15 protein-coding genes are annotated in these 16,197 nt (G+C 40.8%); 14 read left to right on the plus strand and 1 reads right to left on the minus strand.

From position 1 onward, the window contains the following. Positions 1-134 precede the first annotated feature (134 nt). The 10 genes from ftsA to SORDD15_RS00635 all read left to right on the plus strand — a co-directional run bounded on the left by ftsA (position 135) and on the right by SORDD15_RS00635 (position 10,332). Positions 135-1,505: a cell division protein FtsA gene (gene ftsA, locus SORDD15_RS00590; RefSeq protein WP_061413466.1), complete on the plus strand. Its 1,371-nt coding sequence runs from the start codon at positions 135-137 to the stop codon at positions 1,503-1,505. A gap of 16 nt (positions 1,506-1,521) precedes the next feature. Then, entirely contained in the window at positions 1,522-2,778 is a 1,257-nt protein-coding gene (gene ftsZ / locus SORDD15_RS00595; protein ID WP_000144261.1) for a cell division protein FtsZ, read from the plus strand. Between the two features lie 3 nt (positions 2,779-2,781). Further along, positions 2,782-3,453, plus strand: a complete 672-nt coding sequence (locus SORDD15_RS00600; protein WP_061413468.1) for a YggS family pyridoxal phosphate-dependent enzyme — start codon at positions 2,782-2,784, stop codon at positions 3,451-3,453. Positions 3,454-3,462: 9 nt separating this feature from the next. Beyond that, the gene (locus tag SORDD15_RS00605) at positions 3,463-3,993 is read left to right on the plus strand and encodes a cell division protein SepF (RefSeq protein ID WP_061413470.1); all 531 of its coding nucleotides are present in this window, start codon (positions 3,463-3,465) and stop codon (positions 3,991-3,993) included. Further along, complete coding sequence (locus SORDD15_RS00610; protein WP_000576501.1) at positions 3,993-4,253, plus strand: YggT family protein; 261 nt, start codon at positions 3,993-3,995, stop codon at positions 4,251-4,253. The genes SORDD15_RS00605 and SORDD15_RS00610 overlap by 1 nt, the downstream gene beginning before the upstream one ends. Next, on the plus strand, positions 4,250-5,041 hold the full coding sequence (locus tag SORDD15_RS00615; protein WP_061413472.1) for a YlmH family RNA-binding protein: 792 nt from the start codon (positions 4,250-4,252) through the stop codon (positions 5,039-5,041). Before SORDD15_RS00610 ends, SORDD15_RS00615 begins: the two co-directional genes overlap by 4 nt. Before the next feature lie 8 nt (positions 5,042-5,049). Then, positions 5,050-5,844 (plus strand): DivIVA domain-containing protein, encoded by a 795-nt coding sequence (locus tag SORDD15_RS00620; RefSeq protein WP_061413475.1) that lies wholly within the window; start codon positions 5,050-5,052, stop codon positions 5,842-5,844. Positions 5,845-6,095: 251 nt separating this feature from the next. Next, positions 6,096-8,888, plus strand: a complete 2,793-nt coding sequence (gene ileS, locus SORDD15_RS00625; protein WP_061413477.1) for an isoleucine--tRNA ligase — start codon at positions 6,096-6,098, stop codon at positions 8,886-8,888. A 183-nt stretch (positions 8,889-9,071) separates the two neighbouring features. After that, on the plus strand, positions 9,072-9,452 hold the full coding sequence (locus tag SORDD15_RS00630; RefSeq protein WP_061413479.1) for a hypothetical protein: 381 nt from the start codon (positions 9,072-9,074) through the stop codon (positions 9,450-9,452). A 187-nt stretch (positions 9,453-9,639) separates the two neighbouring features. After that, complete coding sequence (locus SORDD15_RS00635) at positions 9,640-10,332, plus strand: phosphoglycerate mutase (RefSeq protein WP_000240129.1); 693 nt, start codon at positions 9,640-9,642, stop codon at positions 10,330-10,332. A 124-nt stretch (positions 10,333-10,456) separates the two neighbouring features. Here the strand turns inward: SORDD15_RS00635 and SORDD15_RS00640 are convergent, their stop codons facing one another. After that, positions 10,457-11,029, minus strand: a complete 573-nt coding sequence (locus tag SORDD15_RS00640) for a TetR/AcrR family transcriptional regulator (protein ID WP_061413482.1) — start codon at positions 11,027-11,029, stop codon at positions 10,457-10,459. A 140-nt stretch (positions 11,030-11,169) separates the two neighbouring features. Here SORDD15_RS00640 and SORDD15_RS00645 point away from each other — a divergent pair, with 140 nt between their 5' ends. The 4 genes from SORDD15_RS00645 to rpsO all read left to right on the plus strand — a co-directional run bounded on the left by SORDD15_RS00645 (position 11,170) and on the right by rpsO (position 15,789). Then, a complete protein-coding gene (locus SORDD15_RS00645; protein ID WP_061413484.1) occupies positions 11,170-11,871 on the plus strand; it encodes an ABC transporter ATP-binding protein in 702 nt (233 codons plus the stop codon). Further along, positions 11,867-14,572: an FtsX-like permease family protein gene (locus SORDD15_RS00650; protein ID WP_196756218.1), complete on the plus strand. Its 2,706-nt coding sequence runs from the start codon at positions 11,867-11,869 to the stop codon at positions 14,570-14,572. Before SORDD15_RS00645 ends, SORDD15_RS00650 begins: the two co-directional genes overlap by 5 nt. Before the next feature lie 177 nt (positions 14,573-14,749). Next, entirely contained in the window at positions 14,750-15,379 is a 630-nt protein-coding gene (locus SORDD15_RS00655) for an NAD(P)-dependent oxidoreductase (RefSeq protein WP_061413488.1), read from the plus strand. A gap of 140 nt (positions 15,380-15,519) precedes the next feature. Beyond that, entirely contained in the window at positions 15,520-15,789 is a 270-nt protein-coding gene (gene rpsO, locus SORDD15_RS00660) for a 30S ribosomal protein S15 (protein ID WP_001018251.1), read from the plus strand. Positions 15,790-16,197: the final 408 nt, after the last annotated feature.

Here is a 16,197-nt window from a genome sequence, read left to right on the forward strand (position 1 = left end):
AAAACATGCAGGAAAATTATGAAAAACTAAGCACGATTGGATTTTTTGTGTTATAATATTCTTTGAATAGCTATGCCCAAACATAGTTATTAAATAGAAGTGAGAAACTTGGAAGACAGAGAGGATGCGATGTAATGACTAGAGATGGTTTTTTTACAGGCTTAGATATCGGAACTAGCTCGATTAAAGTGCTAGTAGCTGAGCATAGAGATGGCGAAGTAAATGTAATTGGTGTTAGTAATGCCAAAAGTAAAGGTGTAAAAGACGGAATTATTGTTGATATTGAAGCAGCTGCTTCAGCAATCAAATCTGCAATCACACAGGCAGAAGAGAAAGCTGGTATTTCTATTAAGTCTGTCAACGTTGGCCTTCCAGCAAACCTTTTACAGGTTGAACCAACACAAGGAATGATTCCTGTAACTTCAGATACCAAAGAAATCACAGATCAAGATGTTGAAAATGTTGTCAAATCAGCTTTGACAAAGAGCATGACTCCTGACCGTGAAGTGATTACCTTTATTCCAGAAGAATTCATCGTGGATGGTTTCCAAGGAATCCGTGACCCTCGTGGCATGATGGGTGTTCGCTTGGAAATGCGTGGTCTGCTTTATACAGGCCCTCGTACGATTCTACACAATCTTCGCAAGACAGTTGAGCGTGTAGGTATTCATGTTGATAATGTGATTATTTCACCTTTGGCAATTGTGAACTCAGTTCTCAATGAAGGGGAGCGTGAATTTGGTGCGACTGTCATTGACATGGGTGGAGGTCAAACTACTGTAGCGGCTATCCGCAACCAAGAATTGCAATTCACCAACATATATCAAGAAGGTGGAGATTATGTCACAAAAGACATTTCTAAAGTCTTGAAAACCTCTCAAAAAATTGCAGAAAGTTTGAAACTGAACTATGGTGAAGCTTATGTTCCGCTTGCAAGTAACGAAACTTTCCAAGTTGAAGTAATTGGTGAAGTAGAACCTGTTGAAGTAACAGAGAGCTACTTGGCAGAAATTATCTCAGCACGCATCAAACATATCTTTGACCAAATCAAACAAGAGTTGGAAAGAAGACACTTGTTAGATTTACCTGGAGGTATCGTCCTTATCGGTGGAAATGCAATTTTGCCAGGAATTGTTGAATTAGCCCAAGAAGTATTTGGTGTTCGAGTAAAACTTTATGTACCAAATCAAGTTGGAATTCGCAACCCTGCATTTGCGCACGTGATTAGCTTGTCTGAGTTTGCTGGTAAATTGACTGAAGTCAATCTTCTTGCTCAAAAAGCAGTTAAAGGAGATGAATTCCTTCGTCAAAAACCAATCAACTTTGGCATTCCAAATCAACGTTTGAATCCAGTAGCGCAACCAAATCCAGCACAAACAGCTCCAGCTGAAACCGTGCAGGAAGCTCCAGTTGCTCCCAAGGAAGAATTCCAAGCAAGTTCTCAAAGTAAACCTAAGCTAACAGAACGTTTCCGTGGTTTGATCGGAAGCATGTTTGATGAATAAAAGAGGATAAGAAATTATGACATTTTCATTTGATACAGCAGCAGCTCAAGGCGCAGTTATTAAGGTAATTGGTGTCGGTGGTGGTGGTGGTAACGCCATCAACCGCATGGTTGACGAAGGTGTTGCTGGTGTAGAATTTATCGCAGCCAACACTGATGTACAAGCCCTTAGCAGTACGAAAGCAGAAACCGTTATCCAACTTGGTCCAAAATTGACTCGTGGTTTGGGTGCTGGAGGTCGTCCGGAAGTTGGACGTAAAGCTGCAGAAGAAAGTGAAGAAGCTTTGACGGAAGCTATCACTGGAGCGGACATGGTCTTTATCACTGCAGGTATGGGTGGTGGATCTGGTACAGGTGCAGCCCCTGTTATTGCACGTATCGCTAAAGATCTTGGTGCTCTTACAGTTGGTGTCGTGACACGTCCTTTCGGATTTGAAGGAAGTAAACGTGGCCAATACGCTGTAGAAGGAATCAACGAACTTCGCGAGCATGTTGATACGTTGTTGATTATTTCTAATAACAACTTGCTTGAAATTGTTGATAAGAAAACGCCACTTCTTGAAGCTCTTAGCGAAGCAGATAACGTTCTTCGCCAAGGTGTTCAAGGGATCACTGACTTGATCACGAACCCAGGATTGATTAACCTTGACTTTGCTGACGTGAAAACTGTAATGGCAAACAAAGGAAATGCCCTTATGGGTATCGGTATCGGTAGTGGTGAAGAACGCGTTGTTGAAGCGGCTCGTAAAGCAATTTACTCTCCACTTCTTGAAACAACTATCGATGGTGCAGAGGATGTCATCGTCAACGTTACTGGTGGTCTTGACTTGACATTGATTGAAGCAGAAGAAGCTTCAGAAATTGTCAACCAAGCAGCTGGCCAAGGTGTAAACATCTGGCTTGGAACATCAATTGACGAAAGCATGAAGGATGAAATCCGTGTTACAGTTGTAGCGACAGGTGTTCGTCAAGAGCGCGTGGAAAAAGTAGTTGGAGCTCGTAACAACCAACCAGTTGGACGTCCATCAACCAAAGCTCCTCAAGCACACACATTTGACCGTCAATTTGACTTGGAAGAGACAGCAGAATTGCCTAAATCAAGCCCACGTCGCTTTGAAACAAACCAAGCGTCTGCTTTTGGAGACTGGGATTTACGTCGTGAGTCAATTGTTCGCCAAACAGATCCAGTTGTTTCACCAGTAGAACGTTTCGAAACACCAGTTTCACAAGATGAAGATGAATTGGATACACCTCCATTCTTCAAAAATCGTTAATCAATGAATTTGAAAAAAAATACTGAATTAGTTTTTCAGCAAATAGCTGATGCTAGTCAAGAAGCCAACCGTGCTCTAGATGCTGTTTCAGTAATCGCAGTGACAAAGTATGTAGATGTACAAACAGCGGAAGCCTTGCTTCCGCTTGGTGTCCGTCACATAGGTGAAAATCGAGTCGATAAATTTTTAGAAAAATATCAGGCCTTGAAAGATTACCCAGTTACTTGGCATTTAATAGGAACACTACAGAGACGGAAAGTGAAAGAAGTAATCCCATATGTGGATTACTTTCATGCTTTAGACTCCTTAAAGTTAGCTCAGGAAATTCAAAAGAGAACAGATCATGTTATCAAGTGTTTCTTGCAGGTCAATATTTCTGGGGAAGAAAGCAAGCATGGGTTTTCAAAAGAAGAATTGCTAGAACTTTTGCCAGAATTGGCTAAGTTAGATCAGATTGAGTATGTTGGTTTAATGACCATGGCTCCTTTTGAGGCAGACAGTGATGAATTGAAAGAAATTTTCAAGGATACGCAGGCTCTGCAAGCAGAAATTAGAGAAGAACAAATCCCTAATATGCCGATGACAGAGCTAAGCATGGGAATGAGTCGTGATTTTAAAGAAGCGATTCAGTTCGGCTCAACCTTTGTTCGAATCGGTACAGCATTTTTTAAATAGGAGAGAGCTATGTCTTTAAAAGATAGATTCGATAAATTTATAGATTATTTTACAGAAGACGGAGAAGAAACGACTAACTACCAGACTCAACAAGAGGAAACAGTTAGCCCAGCCATCTCATCTTCTAAAGAATTACCAGCACCTGCTCAGTCAGGATCAGCAAAAGATGCAAACATTACTCGTCTTCATGCGCGTCAGCAAGAATTGGCAATGCAAAGCCATCGTTCAGATGAGAAAGTGACAATTGATGTTCGCTATCCAAGAAAATACGAAGATGCAACGGAAATTGTAGATTTGTTGGCTGGAAATGAAAGTATTTTGATTGACTTCCAATATATGACAGAGGTACAAGCCCGTCGTTGCCTTGATTACTTGGATGGAGCACGTCATGTCTTGGCTGGGAATATGAGAAAAGTTGCGAGTACGATGTATCTATTGACTCCTGTCAACGTTATCGTGAATATTGAAGATATCAAGCTTCCAGATGAATCACAAAGCGCTGAGTTTGGTTTTGATATTAAACGAAATAGAGCAAGATAATGATTTTCTTAATTCGTTTAATCCAAAATGCGGTTAGCATTTATTCCATCATTCTCGTTGCATTTGCTCTTCTTTCATGGTTTCCAAATGCCTATGAAAGCCAGCTAGGTCGCCTAGTTATCAGACTTGCTCGCCCAGTTATTGAGCCCCTTCGTAAGCTCAATCTACAATTTGCTGGTCTTGATTTTACGGTTTGGGCAGCGCTGATTCTGATCCAGTTTGTTGGAAATCTCTTAACACGACTAGTCCTATTACTATGACAGCAAATCGAGCTATTTATCAGCATTTTTCCCAAGATGATATTCCCTTTATTGATAAGGGATTAGAGTGGATCAAGCGGGTAGAAGATACATATGCGCCGGTACTTACTCCTTTTATCAATCCCCATCAGGAACAGATCTTGAGGGTGCTAGCTGGAACATATGGACTGGCTTGCCAAAGTAGTGGTGATTTTCTTCCGACAGAGTCGGTTCGAGTTCTTCTCTATCCAGATTACTTTGAACCGGAGATATCAGACTTTGAAATGACCTTGTTGGAAATTTGCTATCCGAGTAAGTTTGAACAACTGAGTCATGGAAAAATATTGGGAACAATCATCAACCAACTAGGAATTGACCGTAAATTATTTGGTGATATCTTGGTAGATGAAAAGAGAGCACAGATTTTTGTCAATCGTGATTTCATTCCTCTTTTTCAGGATGGAATAAGAAAGATTGGCAGACTTCCTGTATCGCTGGAGGAACGTCCTTTTACCGATAGGATTTTGTCTAAAATTGATTATAGAGAACGAGAAATTTTAATTTCGAGTTTTCGATTGGATGCCCTCTTATCAAGTGCCTTGAAATTATCTAGAAACCAAGCTAGTCAGCTGATAGAGAAAAAATCTGTTCAGATAAACTATCACCTGGTCGAAAAATCTGATTATCAGCTTGCAGTTGGTGATCTTATCAGTGTGAGAAAGTTTGGTCGTCTAAAAATTGTCAAAGACAATGGACAGACAAAGAAAAACAAGATAAAATTAAGCATTCAATTATTATTAAGTAAGTGAGGAAAAGTATGCCAATTACATCGTTAGAAATTAAAGATAAAACCTTTGGTACAAGATTTAGAGGTTTTGATCCAGAAGAAGTAGATGAATTTCTGGATATCGTTGTTCGTGACTACGAAGACTTGGTTCGTAGCAATCACGACAAAGAGACACACATCAAGAGTTTGGAAGAACGTTTGTCTTACTTTGATGAGATGAAGGATTCCTTGAGTCAGTCAGTTTTAATTGCTCAAGATACTGCAGAGCGTGTTAAACAAGCTGCTCAAGAACGTTCAAACAATATTATTCAACAAGCTGAACAAGACGCTCAGCGTTTGCTAGAAGAAGCAAAATACAAGGCAAATGAAATTCTCCGTCAGGCAACAGATAACGCTAAGAAAGTGGCTGTTGAGACAGAAGAGTTGAAGAACAAGAGTCGTGTATTCCATCAACGCCTCAAGTCTACGATTGAAAGTCAATTGGCTATTGTTGAGTCATCAGACTGGGAGGACATTCTTCGCCCAACAGCAACGTATCTTCAAACAAGCGATGAAGCCTTTAAAGAAGTGGTGGGTGAAGTTCTTGGTGAAACTGTATCTTTACAACCAGAGGAAGAGTCTATTGATATGACTCGTCAATTCACACCAGAAGAGGTTGCTGAATTGCAAGCTCGTATCGAGGCTGGCAACAAAGAATTAGCAGAGTTTGAAGCTCAACAGAAACAACATACAGATGAAAGTGAACAACATAAAGAGTCAGTTGACGTAGAAACTACTGCAACAACTGAGAAAGATGCAAACAAAGAATCTGTTCTTATCCTATAAAAAATGTGAGAACAAGATCCAACCAACTATATTTTCAGCGAGCGGGAGATGGTGAGAGTCCCGCAATCCCTAGTGGTTAGATTATCCTCTCAATAAATCCAGTATGAAAGTAGTAAGACTGGACGTTCCCCACGTTACGGGAAAAGAGGAAAAGAGACGCTGTCTTTTTTCGAACAAAGGTGGTACCACGATTTTCGTCCTTTTTGCGAATCGTGGTTTTTATTTTGTCATTTTAAATTAAAGGAGTAACAATGAAACTTAAAGAAACCCTCAATCTAGGGAAAACAGACTTTCCTATGCGTGCAGGACTTCCTACCAAAGAGCCACTCTGGCAAAAGGAATGGGAAGATGCAAAACTTTACCAACGCCGTCAAGAATTGAACCAAGGGAAACCGCATTTCACCTTGCACGATGGACCTCCATATGCAAACGGAAATATCCACGTTGGACATGCCATGAACAAGATTTCAAAAGATATCATTGTTCGTTCTAAGTCTATGTCAGGATTTTACGCACCTTATATTCCAGGTTGGGATACACATGGTCTGCCAATCGAGCAAGTTTTGGTAAAACAAGGTGTCAAACGTAAAGAAATGGACTTGGTTGAGTACTTGAAACTTTGCCGCGAGTATGCTCTTTCTCAAGTTGATAAACAACGAGAAGACTTTAAGCGTTTGGGTGTTTCTGGTGACTGGGAAAACCCTTATGTGACCTTGACTCCGGACTATGAAGCAGCTCAAATCCGTGTCTTTGGTGAAATGGCTAAAAAAGGCTATATCTACCGTGGTGCCAAGCCAGTTTACTGGTCATGGTCTTCTGAGTCAGCCCTTGCAGAAGCGGAAATTGAGTACCATGACTTGCTTTCTACATCTCTTTACTATGCCAACAAAGTAAAAGATGGCAAAGGAATTCTAGATACAGATACCTATATCGTTGTTTGGACCACTACTCCATTTACCATCACAGCTTCTCGTGGTTTGACAGTTGGAGCAGATATTGATTATGTATTGGTACAACCAGCTGGCGGATCTCGTAAGTTTGTGGTTGCTTCAGAATTGTTGAATAGTTTGTCTGAAAAATTTGGCTGGGCTGATGTGCAAGTCTTGGCGACCTACCGTGGTCAAGAATTGAACCAAATCGTGACAGCTCACCCATGGGATACAGCTGTAGATGAGTTGGTGATCCTCGGTGACCACGTTACGACTGACTCTGGTACTGGTATCGTCCATACAGCCCCTGGTTTTGGTGAGGACGACTACAATGTCGGTGTTGCTAATGGTCTTGAAGTTGCAGTCACTGTTGACGAACGTGGAATCATGATGGAAAATGCTGGTCCTGATTTTGCAGGTCAGTTCTATGACAAGGTTGTTCCAACTGTTATCGAGAAACTTGGCAACCTCCTTCTTGCTCAAGAAGAAATCTCTCACTCATACCCATTTGACTGGCGTACGAAAAAACCAATTATCTGGCGTGCAGTACCACAATGGTTTGCCTCAGTTTCTAAATTCCGCCAAGAAATCTTGGATGAAATTGAAAAAGTGAAATTCCACTCAGAATGGGGGAAAGTGCGTCTTTACAATATGATTCGCGACCGTGGCGACTGGGTTATTTCTCGTCAACGTGCTTGGGGTGTTCCCCTTCCTATCTTCTATGCTGAAGATGGTACAGCGATCATGACAGCTGAAACGATTGAGCATGTAGCTCAACTCTTTGAGGAACACGGTTCTATCATCTGGTGGGAACGTGATGCTAAGGACCTCTTGCCAGAAGGATTTACGCATCCAGGTTCACCAAATGGCGAGTTCAAGAAAGAAACAGATATCATGGACGTATGGTTCGACTCAGGTTCATCATGGAATGGAGTTGTGGTCAACCGTCCAGAACTCAAATACCCAGCTGACCTTTACCTTGAAGGTTCTGACCAGTACCGTGGTTGGTTCAACTCATCACTTATCACATCTGTCGCTAACCATGGCGTAGCGCCATACAAACAAATCTTGTCACAAGGTTTTGCCCTTGATGGTAAAGGTGAGAAGATGTCTAAATCTCTTGGAAATACCATTGCTCCAAGCGATGTTGAGAAACAATTTGGTGCTGAAATCTTGCGTCTCTGGGTAACAAGTGTTGACTCAAGCAATGACGTGCGTATCTCTATGGATATCTTGAGCCAAGTCTCTGAAACTTACCGTAAGATTCGTAACACCCTTCGCTTCTTGATTGCCAATACATCTGACTTTAACCCAGCTCAAGATACAGTGGCTTACGATGAGCTTCGTTCCGTTGATAAGTACATGACCCTTCGCTTTAACCAGCTTGTGAAGACCATTCGTGATGCCTATGCTGACTTTGAATTCTTGACAATTTACAAGGCATTGGTGAACTTTATCAATGTTGATTTATCAGCTTTCTACCTTGATTTTGCGAAAGATGTTGTTTATATCGAGGGTGCCAAATCACTGGAACGCCGTCAAATGCAAACAGTCTTCTATGACATCCTTGTCAAAATCACCAAACTCTTGACACCAATCCTTCCTCACACTGCGGAAGAAATCTGGTCATATCTTGAGTTTGAAGCAGAAGAATTTGTTCAATTGTCAGAATTGCCAGAAGCAGAGTCATTTGCTAATCAAGAAGAAATCTTGGATACATGGTCAGCCTTCATGGACTTCCGTGGACAAGCTCAAAAAGCCTTGGAAGAAGCTCGTAATGCCAAAGTAATCGGTAAATCACTCGAAGCCCACTTGACAGTTTATCCAAATGAACTGGTGAAAACTCTTCTTGGAGCAGTGGATAGCAATGTGGCTCAACTCTTGATCGTGTCAGAATTGACCATCGCTGAAGGTACAGCTCCAGAAGGTGCCGTTAGCTTCGAAGATGTAGCCTTTACAGTTAAACGCGCTGCAGGTGAAGTCTGTGACCGTTGCCGTCGTATCGATCCAACTACTGCAGAACGTAGCTACCATGCAGTTATCTGTGACCACTGTGCAAGCATCGTAGAAGAAAACTTTGCAGATGCTGTCGCAGAAGGATTTGAAGCCAAATAAGTTAGATATCCATATTTGTTTATGTTGTCGTATTGTATTTTTAATGATATTGAGTGAATTATAAGGCTTAAAACTATTTGATACATCGATATTTATTAAAAAATATATATTTGTCATAGAAGTATTTAATTTCTCACAGAATTGTGTTAGAATAGTAGTATAAAAAGTTTAAAGGAGATTATGATGAAAACAAATACACTTGCTCGCGTAAATGCTATTTTTGGTCTTATTTCTGGTATTGTATTACTTTTGGCACCAGCTATTATGTTTATGATGGCGCTTGGAGCGGCTGCGGCAACTGAAGACGCAGATGTAACAGTTGGGACATTGACAGGGCTCTCAATTATTTTGTCATTGGTTAAAATTGCTGTTTTAGTATTGGGAATTGTGGCTATTGTTTATTATAAAGATGATGAACGTGTTACGAATGCACCTTCTGTCTTGCTCATTGTAGGTGGTGCGGTTGGCTTGATTCCATTTTTAGGATGGGTAGGTGGAATTCTAACCATTATTGGTGGTTCACTCTACTTTGGAACATTGAAAAAATTTGTAATTGAAGAGTAGTAGTTTTCCAATTATTTTTTGGGGACTATTTCATCCTCTATCGAGAACAATTATGATAGTGTGATAAGGAGAAGACTGCTAAGCTCTTCTCTTTTTAGTCGATTTTGACTAGCTTTTTTGTGAAAAATTGTGTAAAATAGAATAGATAAACGAGGGGAACCTCGAAAATAAAAGGAGAATCCATCTAATGGTAAAATTGGTTTTTGCTCGCCACGGTGAGTCTGAATGGAACAAAGCTAACCTTTTCACTGGTTGGGCTGATGTTGATTTGTCTGAAAAAGGTACACAACAAGCGATCGACGCTGGTAAATTGATCAAAGAAGCTGGAATCGAATTTGACCAAGCTTACACTTCAGTCTTGAAACGTGCGATCAAAACAACAAACTTGGCTCTTGAAGCTTCTGACCAATTGTGGGTTCCAGTTGAAAAATCATGGCGTTTGAACGAACGTCACTACGGTGGTTTGACTGGTAAAAATAAAGCTGAAGCTGCAGAACAATTTGGTGATGAGCAAGTCCACATCTGGCGTCGTTCATACGATGTATTGCCTCCAAACATGGATCGTGATGATGAGCATTCAGCTCACACAGACCGTCGTTACGCTTCACTTGACGACTCAGTTATCCCAGATGCTGAAAACTTGAAAGTAACCTTGGAACGTGCCCTTCCATTCTGGGAAGACAAAATCGCTCCAGCACTTAAAGATGGTAAAAACGTATTCGTAGGAGCTCACGGTAACTCAATCCGTGCTCTTGTAAAACACATCAAAGGTTTGTCAGATGACGAAATCATGGACGTGGAAATCCCTAACTTCCCACCATTGGTATTCGAATTCGACGAAAAATTGAATGTTGTTTCTGAGTACTATCTTGGAAAATAATCTATAAACAGAAAACCTAGGAAATTCCTAGGTTTTTTTGTATCTAAGTTAAAAAAGGCAATTTAGCTAATTGAAAAAGTATAAAATGAGAGGATATAGCTTATGCTGTAGTGGGTTGTATGAGTTAATCTTCTTTTGATTCGTAGCTCCAGTGTTCGTAGTTATAGGTTGATAAAATCATATCCGTGATTTCTTCCGGTTCTTCTTGCGCTCCCCCAGCAATCCAAAGAGAAATAATCCCTTCAATACTTGATAAGAAGATTTCCAAAGCATATTTGTGAGGAATTTGGAAGTTTTCTGATAAGAAATGACGAGTCGTTTCTTTTTGATTTTCATTTAGAAGAATGCTACTTAGAAATTCACGAATTGCACCACGAAAGTCTATGTAATGACTTTGGGACAAGGCGTTGATGAGGCGTTCGTTCGAACGTAATATATAGAAATTGGCTAACATACACTTTCTAAGCGATTTTCTTTCTTTTTCTAAAAAAATGTAGAGCTGGGAAATGATTTCACTTTTAAAACTGTCAATCATTTGATATTTGTCTTCATAGTGTAGATAGAAAGTTCCCCTATTAATTCCTGCCCGTTTGCAGAGCTTACTAATTGATATATTTTCAAATTTCTCCTCTGATAGCAACTGAATCAAAGCTTCCTTGATGTCTTCTTTAGTAGTAGTTTTTCGTTTCTGAACCATTTTCCTTCCTTCTTATTAAATCAACACTTTGTTGATTTTTGATTATTGCTTTTTGACTTAGCCCATTATATAATATTTGTGATTTAGAATCAACACTTTGTTTATTTAATAAAGTGAGCTTTGAAAAGGAGATAAACGATATGGCTTATATTGAGATGAAACACAGCTACAAGCGTTACCAGGTTGGGGATACGGAGATTGTGGCTAATCGTGATGTGAATTTTGAAATTGAAAAGGGGGAGCTGGTTATTATCCTTGGTGCTTCAGGTGCCGGAAAATCAACCGTTCTCAATCTCCTAGGAGGTATGGATACCAATGATGAGGGGGAGATTTGGATTGATGGTGCCAATATTGCCAACTATAGTTCGCACCAACGAACAAACTATCGTCGTGAAGATGTAGGCTTTGTTTTTCAATTTTACAATCTGGTCTCCAATCTGACAGCCAAGGAAAATGTGGAACTGGCTTCAGAAATCGTGACAGATGCCTTGGATCCAGAGCAAGTGCTCAAAGATGTAGGTCTGGCTCATCGCCTCAATAACTTTCCAGCCCAGCTTTCTGGAGGGGAGCAACAGCGAGTTTCCATTGCACGCGCTGTAGCCAAAAATCCTAAAATTCTCCTCTGTGATGAACCGACGGGTGCCTTGGATTACCAGACAGGGAAGCAAGTCTTGAAGATTCTCCAAGACATGTCTCGTCAAAAAGGAGCGACGGTGATTATCGTGACCCACAATGGCGCGCTAGCCCCTATTGCAGATCGGGTGATTCACATGCGCGATGCAACGGTTAAGAACATGACAATTAATGAGCATCCGCAGGATATCGATACATTGGAGTATTAGCATGAAAAAAACATATCGGAAAGACCTATTTCAGTCAGTGATGACTTCAAAGGGACGCTTTGTTTCTATCTTAACCTTGATGATGCTGGGTTCTTTAGCCCTAGTTGGCCTCAAAGTGGCCAGTCCAAACATGGAACGTACAGCAGAAGATTATCTCCGTAAAGCCAATACTCTGGATCTGGCTGTGCTAGCTGATTATGGCTTGGACAAAGAAGACCAGGACGAACTAAAGACCCTTCAAGGAGCAAGTGTTGAGTTTGGCTATATGGCAGACCTAACCGTTGAACATAGTGAAGATGCAGTTCGACTTTATTCCAAACCAGAGAGCATTTCAACCTTCCAAGTGACAGAAGGGCGACTGCCAGAGGCAGATGGGGAAATTGCCTTGGCTGATTTCTGGAAAGACCGCTATCAGATTGGGCAGACCATTACCTTTACCAAGAAAGAAGAAAAATCCGTCCTAAAATCCCAAACTTTCACAATTACTGGATTTGTTCAGTCGGGTGAGATCCTTTCTAAAGAAGATTTAGGAAGTGCTAGTAGTGGAAATGGCAACCTAGCTGGCTATGGAGTGATTTTACCCAGTCAGTTTGACTCAGATGTTTATAGTATTGCGCGTGTGCGCTATGACGATTTAAAGAATCTGGATGCTTTTTCATCAGACTATAAGACCAAACGAGCTCAACATCAGGAAGATTTGCAAGACTTGCTGGCCGATAATGGTCAAAAAAGATTGGCAAGTATCAAAGCAAATGGGCAAAAGAGCCTGGAAGAGGGGAAAGATCAGCTCCAAACTGCTGAAAGCAACCTTGAAAATGGCAAGAATCAGTTAGAGCAGGCTGAAAGTCGTTTGAAAACCCAAGAAGAACAAGCGACCGCTTTACCAGAACCACAAAAGAGTCAAGCCAAGGGACAGCTGACAAAGGCTAAGGAAGAACTGGCGACAAAAAAAGAAAAGCTGGCTCAGACAGAGAGTGATCTATCTAAGGAAAAAGAGAAGCTAGAACAGCGCCAGAAAGAGCTTGATGAACTGGCAGAGCCGAAATACCGCGTATACAATCGCGAAACCATGCTAGGTGGTCAAGGCTACCTCATGTACAGCAATGCATCGTCAAGCATTCGTTCAGTAGGGAATATCTTCCCAGTGGTGCTTTATATGGTCGCTGCAATGGTGACCTTTACAACAATGACTCGCTTTGTAGATGAGGAGCGCACCAATGCTGGTATTTTCAAGGCCTTGGGTTACCGCAACCGAGATATTGTTGCCAAGTTTGTCCTCTATGGTTTTCTTGCAGGAACTGTGGGAACCGTTTTAGGAACATTTCTTGGACATTATCTCCTTGCAGGCGTGATTTCAGATGTTATTACTGCTGGGATGGTCGTTGGGAAAAGTCACGAGTATTTCTATTGGTCTTATAGCCTTCTTGCCCTAGCTTTAAGTTGGGTATCCAGCGTTTTGCCGGCTTATCTGGTGGCTCGGAGGGAATTACACGATGAAGCAGCCCAACTCTTACTTCCCAAACCTCCCGTTAAGGGATCAAAGATTTTGCTAGAGCGTTTGAACTTTATTTGGAGTCGTCTAAGCTTCACTCATAAGGTTACTGCGCGAAATATTTTCCGATATAAGCAACGGATGTTGATGACCATTTTTGGAGTTGCAGGTTCGGTGGCTCTCCTATTTGCAGGTCTTGGCATTCAGTCATCTGTGGGAGGAGTTGTGGAGCGCCAATTTGAACAAATCCAGCAATACCAGATGATTGTAGCGGAAAAGAGCAGTGCGAGTGAGCAAGAAAAAACAGATCTAGAAAGTGCCTTGCAAGCTGAATCGATTCACGATTATCAAAAGATTTACTCTAAATCCATTGAAAAAGATTTCAAAGGAAAAGCAGGACTTCAGACTATCACCATGATGGTCACAAACAGAGAAGATTTCAAACCCTTTATCGCATTAGAGGAGAATGGGCAAGAGGTGCATGTCACTGATGGAGCGGTCGTGAGTCAAAAATTAGCCCAACTAGCAGGTGTTACGGTTGGGGACGAGTTGGAGCTTGATGGGAAGGAAATCAAGGTCGCGGCTATTTCTGAAAATTATGTTGGACACTTTGTTTATCTCAATCGAGCGACTTACGAACAAGTCTATGGCATCAGTCCACGAGACAATACCTACTTAGTAAAATTAAAAGACCCAACACCTTCCAATACGGAGAAAGAAGCGGCTACTTTCATGGAAAAAGCTGCTGTTTCTGGGGTCGTCCAAAATGCGACGGCCATCCATCTCTTTGAATCTGTAGCTAGTTCGCTCAATAAAACCATGGCAATCCTTGTCCTTGTTTCTGTTTTACTAGCCATTGTCATTCTCTACAATCTCACTAACATCAATGTCGCAGAACGTATACGTGAACTTTCCACTATCAAGGTTCTCGGTTTCCACAATAAAGAAGTGACCCTCTATATCTACCGTGAAACTATGGTGCTGTCCCTTGTGGGAATTGCTCTCGGTTTGGTAGCTGGCCACTATTTACATCAATTTTTGATTCAAATGATTTCACCAGCCACCATACTCTTTTATCCTCAGGTCAGCTGGGAAGTCTATGCTCTTCCAATCGTCGCAGTGACTGTGATTTTGACTTTACTAGGTCTCTTTGTCAATCACCACTTGAGAAAAGTAGATATGCTTGAAGCCCTGAAATCAGTAGAGTAATTCACGGTTTTAAATAGTAAATCAGTTAAAAAAGATGATTCTTCTTTTCACTAGAATAATAGTTAGTTTTACTTTTTAGAAATATTTTGATAATAATTAAGCAAGACCATTGACATTGATTATTAAGAGTGATATAATCATTGTAATTAAATTAGTTACAACTGGAGAGGTATAAAAATGAAACTAGCAGTTATCGCAGCAAATGGACAAGCGGGGAAAGCAATTGTTGAAGAAGCAATCAAACGAGGACATGAAGTAACGGCCATTGTTCGTTCTGAAAACAAAAGCCAAGCTCAATCGGTTATTCTAAAAGATTTGTTTGACTTAACAAAAGATGATCTCATAGGATTTGATGCAGTGGTTTCAGCATTTGGTGCTTATACACCAGATACGCTACCGCTACACAGCAAATCAATTGAGCTATTTGATCAACTTCTTGCTGGAACTTCAACACGTCTTATCATTGTAGGGGGAGCAGGGAGTCTTTATATAGATGAAACAAAAACAACACGACTAATAGACACGCCTGAGTTTCCCGAAGAATTTAAGCCACTAGCAAAAGCCCAAGCGGATGAATTGGATCTTCTTCGTACAAAAAATAATCTCAACTGGACTTTTGTCAGTCCTGCTGCAGATTTTATTCCAGATGGTGAAAAAACAGGAACCTACATTCTAGCAGGAGAAATTTTTACTACTAATGGAAAAGGAATGAGCCAAATTAGTTATGCAGATTATGCTATTGGATTGGTAGATGAACTTGAAAAAGGTCACCATGTAAAAGAACGTATCTCTTTACTTGAAAAATAGTAACTATGAGAGTATTAATGTTTGACAGGAAATTCAAATCTTGGTAAAATAAAGATTGTCGTAGAGACAAATAACTTCTTCTTGGTTGCAGGCATGCCAACCTGTCACTCGGATGAAGCCAAATAAAAAGGAGAAACATCATGGCAATCTCAAAAGAGAAAAAAAATGAAATCATCGCACAATATGCACGTCACGAAGGTGATACAGGTTCAGTAGAGGTTCAAGTTGCTGTCCTTACTTGGGAAATCAACCACCTTAACGAACACATCAAACAACACAAAAAAGACCACGCTACTTACCGTGGATTGATGAAGAAAATCGGTCGCCGTCGTAACTTGCTTGCATACTTGCGTAAAAACGACGTTAACCGTTACCGCGAGTTAATCAACTCTCTAGGACTTCGTCGTTAATCTTGCGTCTAAAACGTTTCTATACTTCGTTGACTTCGCCTCGATGTGCCATCAGTACAATCTTCGGCTTGTCGCCTAGTCTATAAACGTTTTATCCAGCAAGAATTATGATGCTAAGGGTGCCAAAAATACGTATGAAAATAGGGAAACGACACAGTGTTCGATGAACACAAGTAGTTTCATCTTTTTCACTAGGATTTTAGCCCGAGCTCAAATCAGCTCTCTGACTTCAGAGGGCTTTTTGTTTTTGCCAAGTGCTTAGGCCGTGTTCAATTGAGCATATCTTGATAATGAAGCTATTCTAAATTGGGTAGCTTTTTTACTGTTGTCACCTTACCTCGATATACTCAAGTATACTCTTCAGTTACGGTTCCGAGCACTGTAAGGTAAAATAAACCAGATCATCTC

The organism is Streptococcus oralis (assembly GCF_001578935.1).
Lineage (GTDB): Bacteria > Bacillota > Bacilli > Lactobacillales > Streptococcaceae > Streptococcus > Streptococcus oralis_R.

Excerpts from the sequence above, each read along its gene's own strand:
- rpsO (WP_001018251.1), top strand. The coding sequence starts at position 15,520 with ATGGCAATCTCAAAAGAGAAAAAAAATGAAATCATCGCACAATATGCA.
- SORDD15_RS00605 (WP_061413470.1), top strand. The coding sequence starts at position 3,463 with ATGTCTTTAAAAGATAGATTCGATAAATTTATAGATTATTTTACAGAA.
- SORDD15_RS00655 (WP_061413488.1), top strand. The coding sequence starts at position 14,750 with ATGAAACTAGCAGTTATCGCAGCAAATGGACAAGCGGGGAAAGCAATT.
- SORDD15_RS00630 (WP_061413479.1), top strand. The coding sequence starts at position 9,072 with ATGAAAACAAATACACTTGCTCGCGTAAATGCTATTTTTGGTCTTATT.
- SORDD15_RS00610 (WP_000576501.1), top strand. The coding sequence starts at position 3,993 with ATGATTTTCTTAATTCGTTTAATCCAAAATGCGGTTAGCATTTATTCC.
- ftsA (WP_061413466.1), top strand. The coding sequence starts at position 135 with ATGACTAGAGATGGTTTTTTTACAGGCTTAGATATCGGAACTAGCTCG.
- SORDD15_RS00620 (WP_061413475.1), top strand. The coding sequence starts at position 5,050 with ATGCCAATTACATCGTTAGAAATTAAAGATAAAACCTTTGGTACAAGA.
- ftsZ (WP_000144261.1), top strand. The coding sequence starts at position 1,522 with ATGACATTTTCATTTGATACAGCAGCAGCTCAAGGCGCAGTTATTAAG.
- SORDD15_RS00645 (WP_061413484.1), top strand. The coding sequence starts at position 11,170 with ATGGCTTATATTGAGATGAAACACAGCTACAAGCGTTACCAGGTTGGG.
- SORDD15_RS00635 (WP_000240129.1), top strand. The coding sequence starts at position 9,640 with ATGGTAAAATTGGTTTTTGCTCGCCACGGTGAGTCTGAATGGAACAAA.
- SORDD15_RS00640 (WP_061413482.1), bottom strand. The coding sequence starts at position 11,029 with ATGGTTCAGAAACGAAAAACTACTACTAAAGAAGACATCAAGGAAGCT.
- SORDD15_RS00615 (WP_061413472.1), top strand. The coding sequence starts at position 4,250 with ATGACAGCAAATCGAGCTATTTATCAGCATTTTTCCCAAGATGATATT.
- ileS (WP_061413477.1), top strand. The coding sequence starts at position 6,096 with ATGAAACTTAAAGAAACCCTCAATCTAGGGAAAACAGACTTTCCTATG.
- SORDD15_RS00600 (WP_061413468.1), top strand. The coding sequence starts at position 2,782 with ATGAATTTGAAAAAAAATACTGAATTAGTTTTTCAGCAAATAGCTGAT.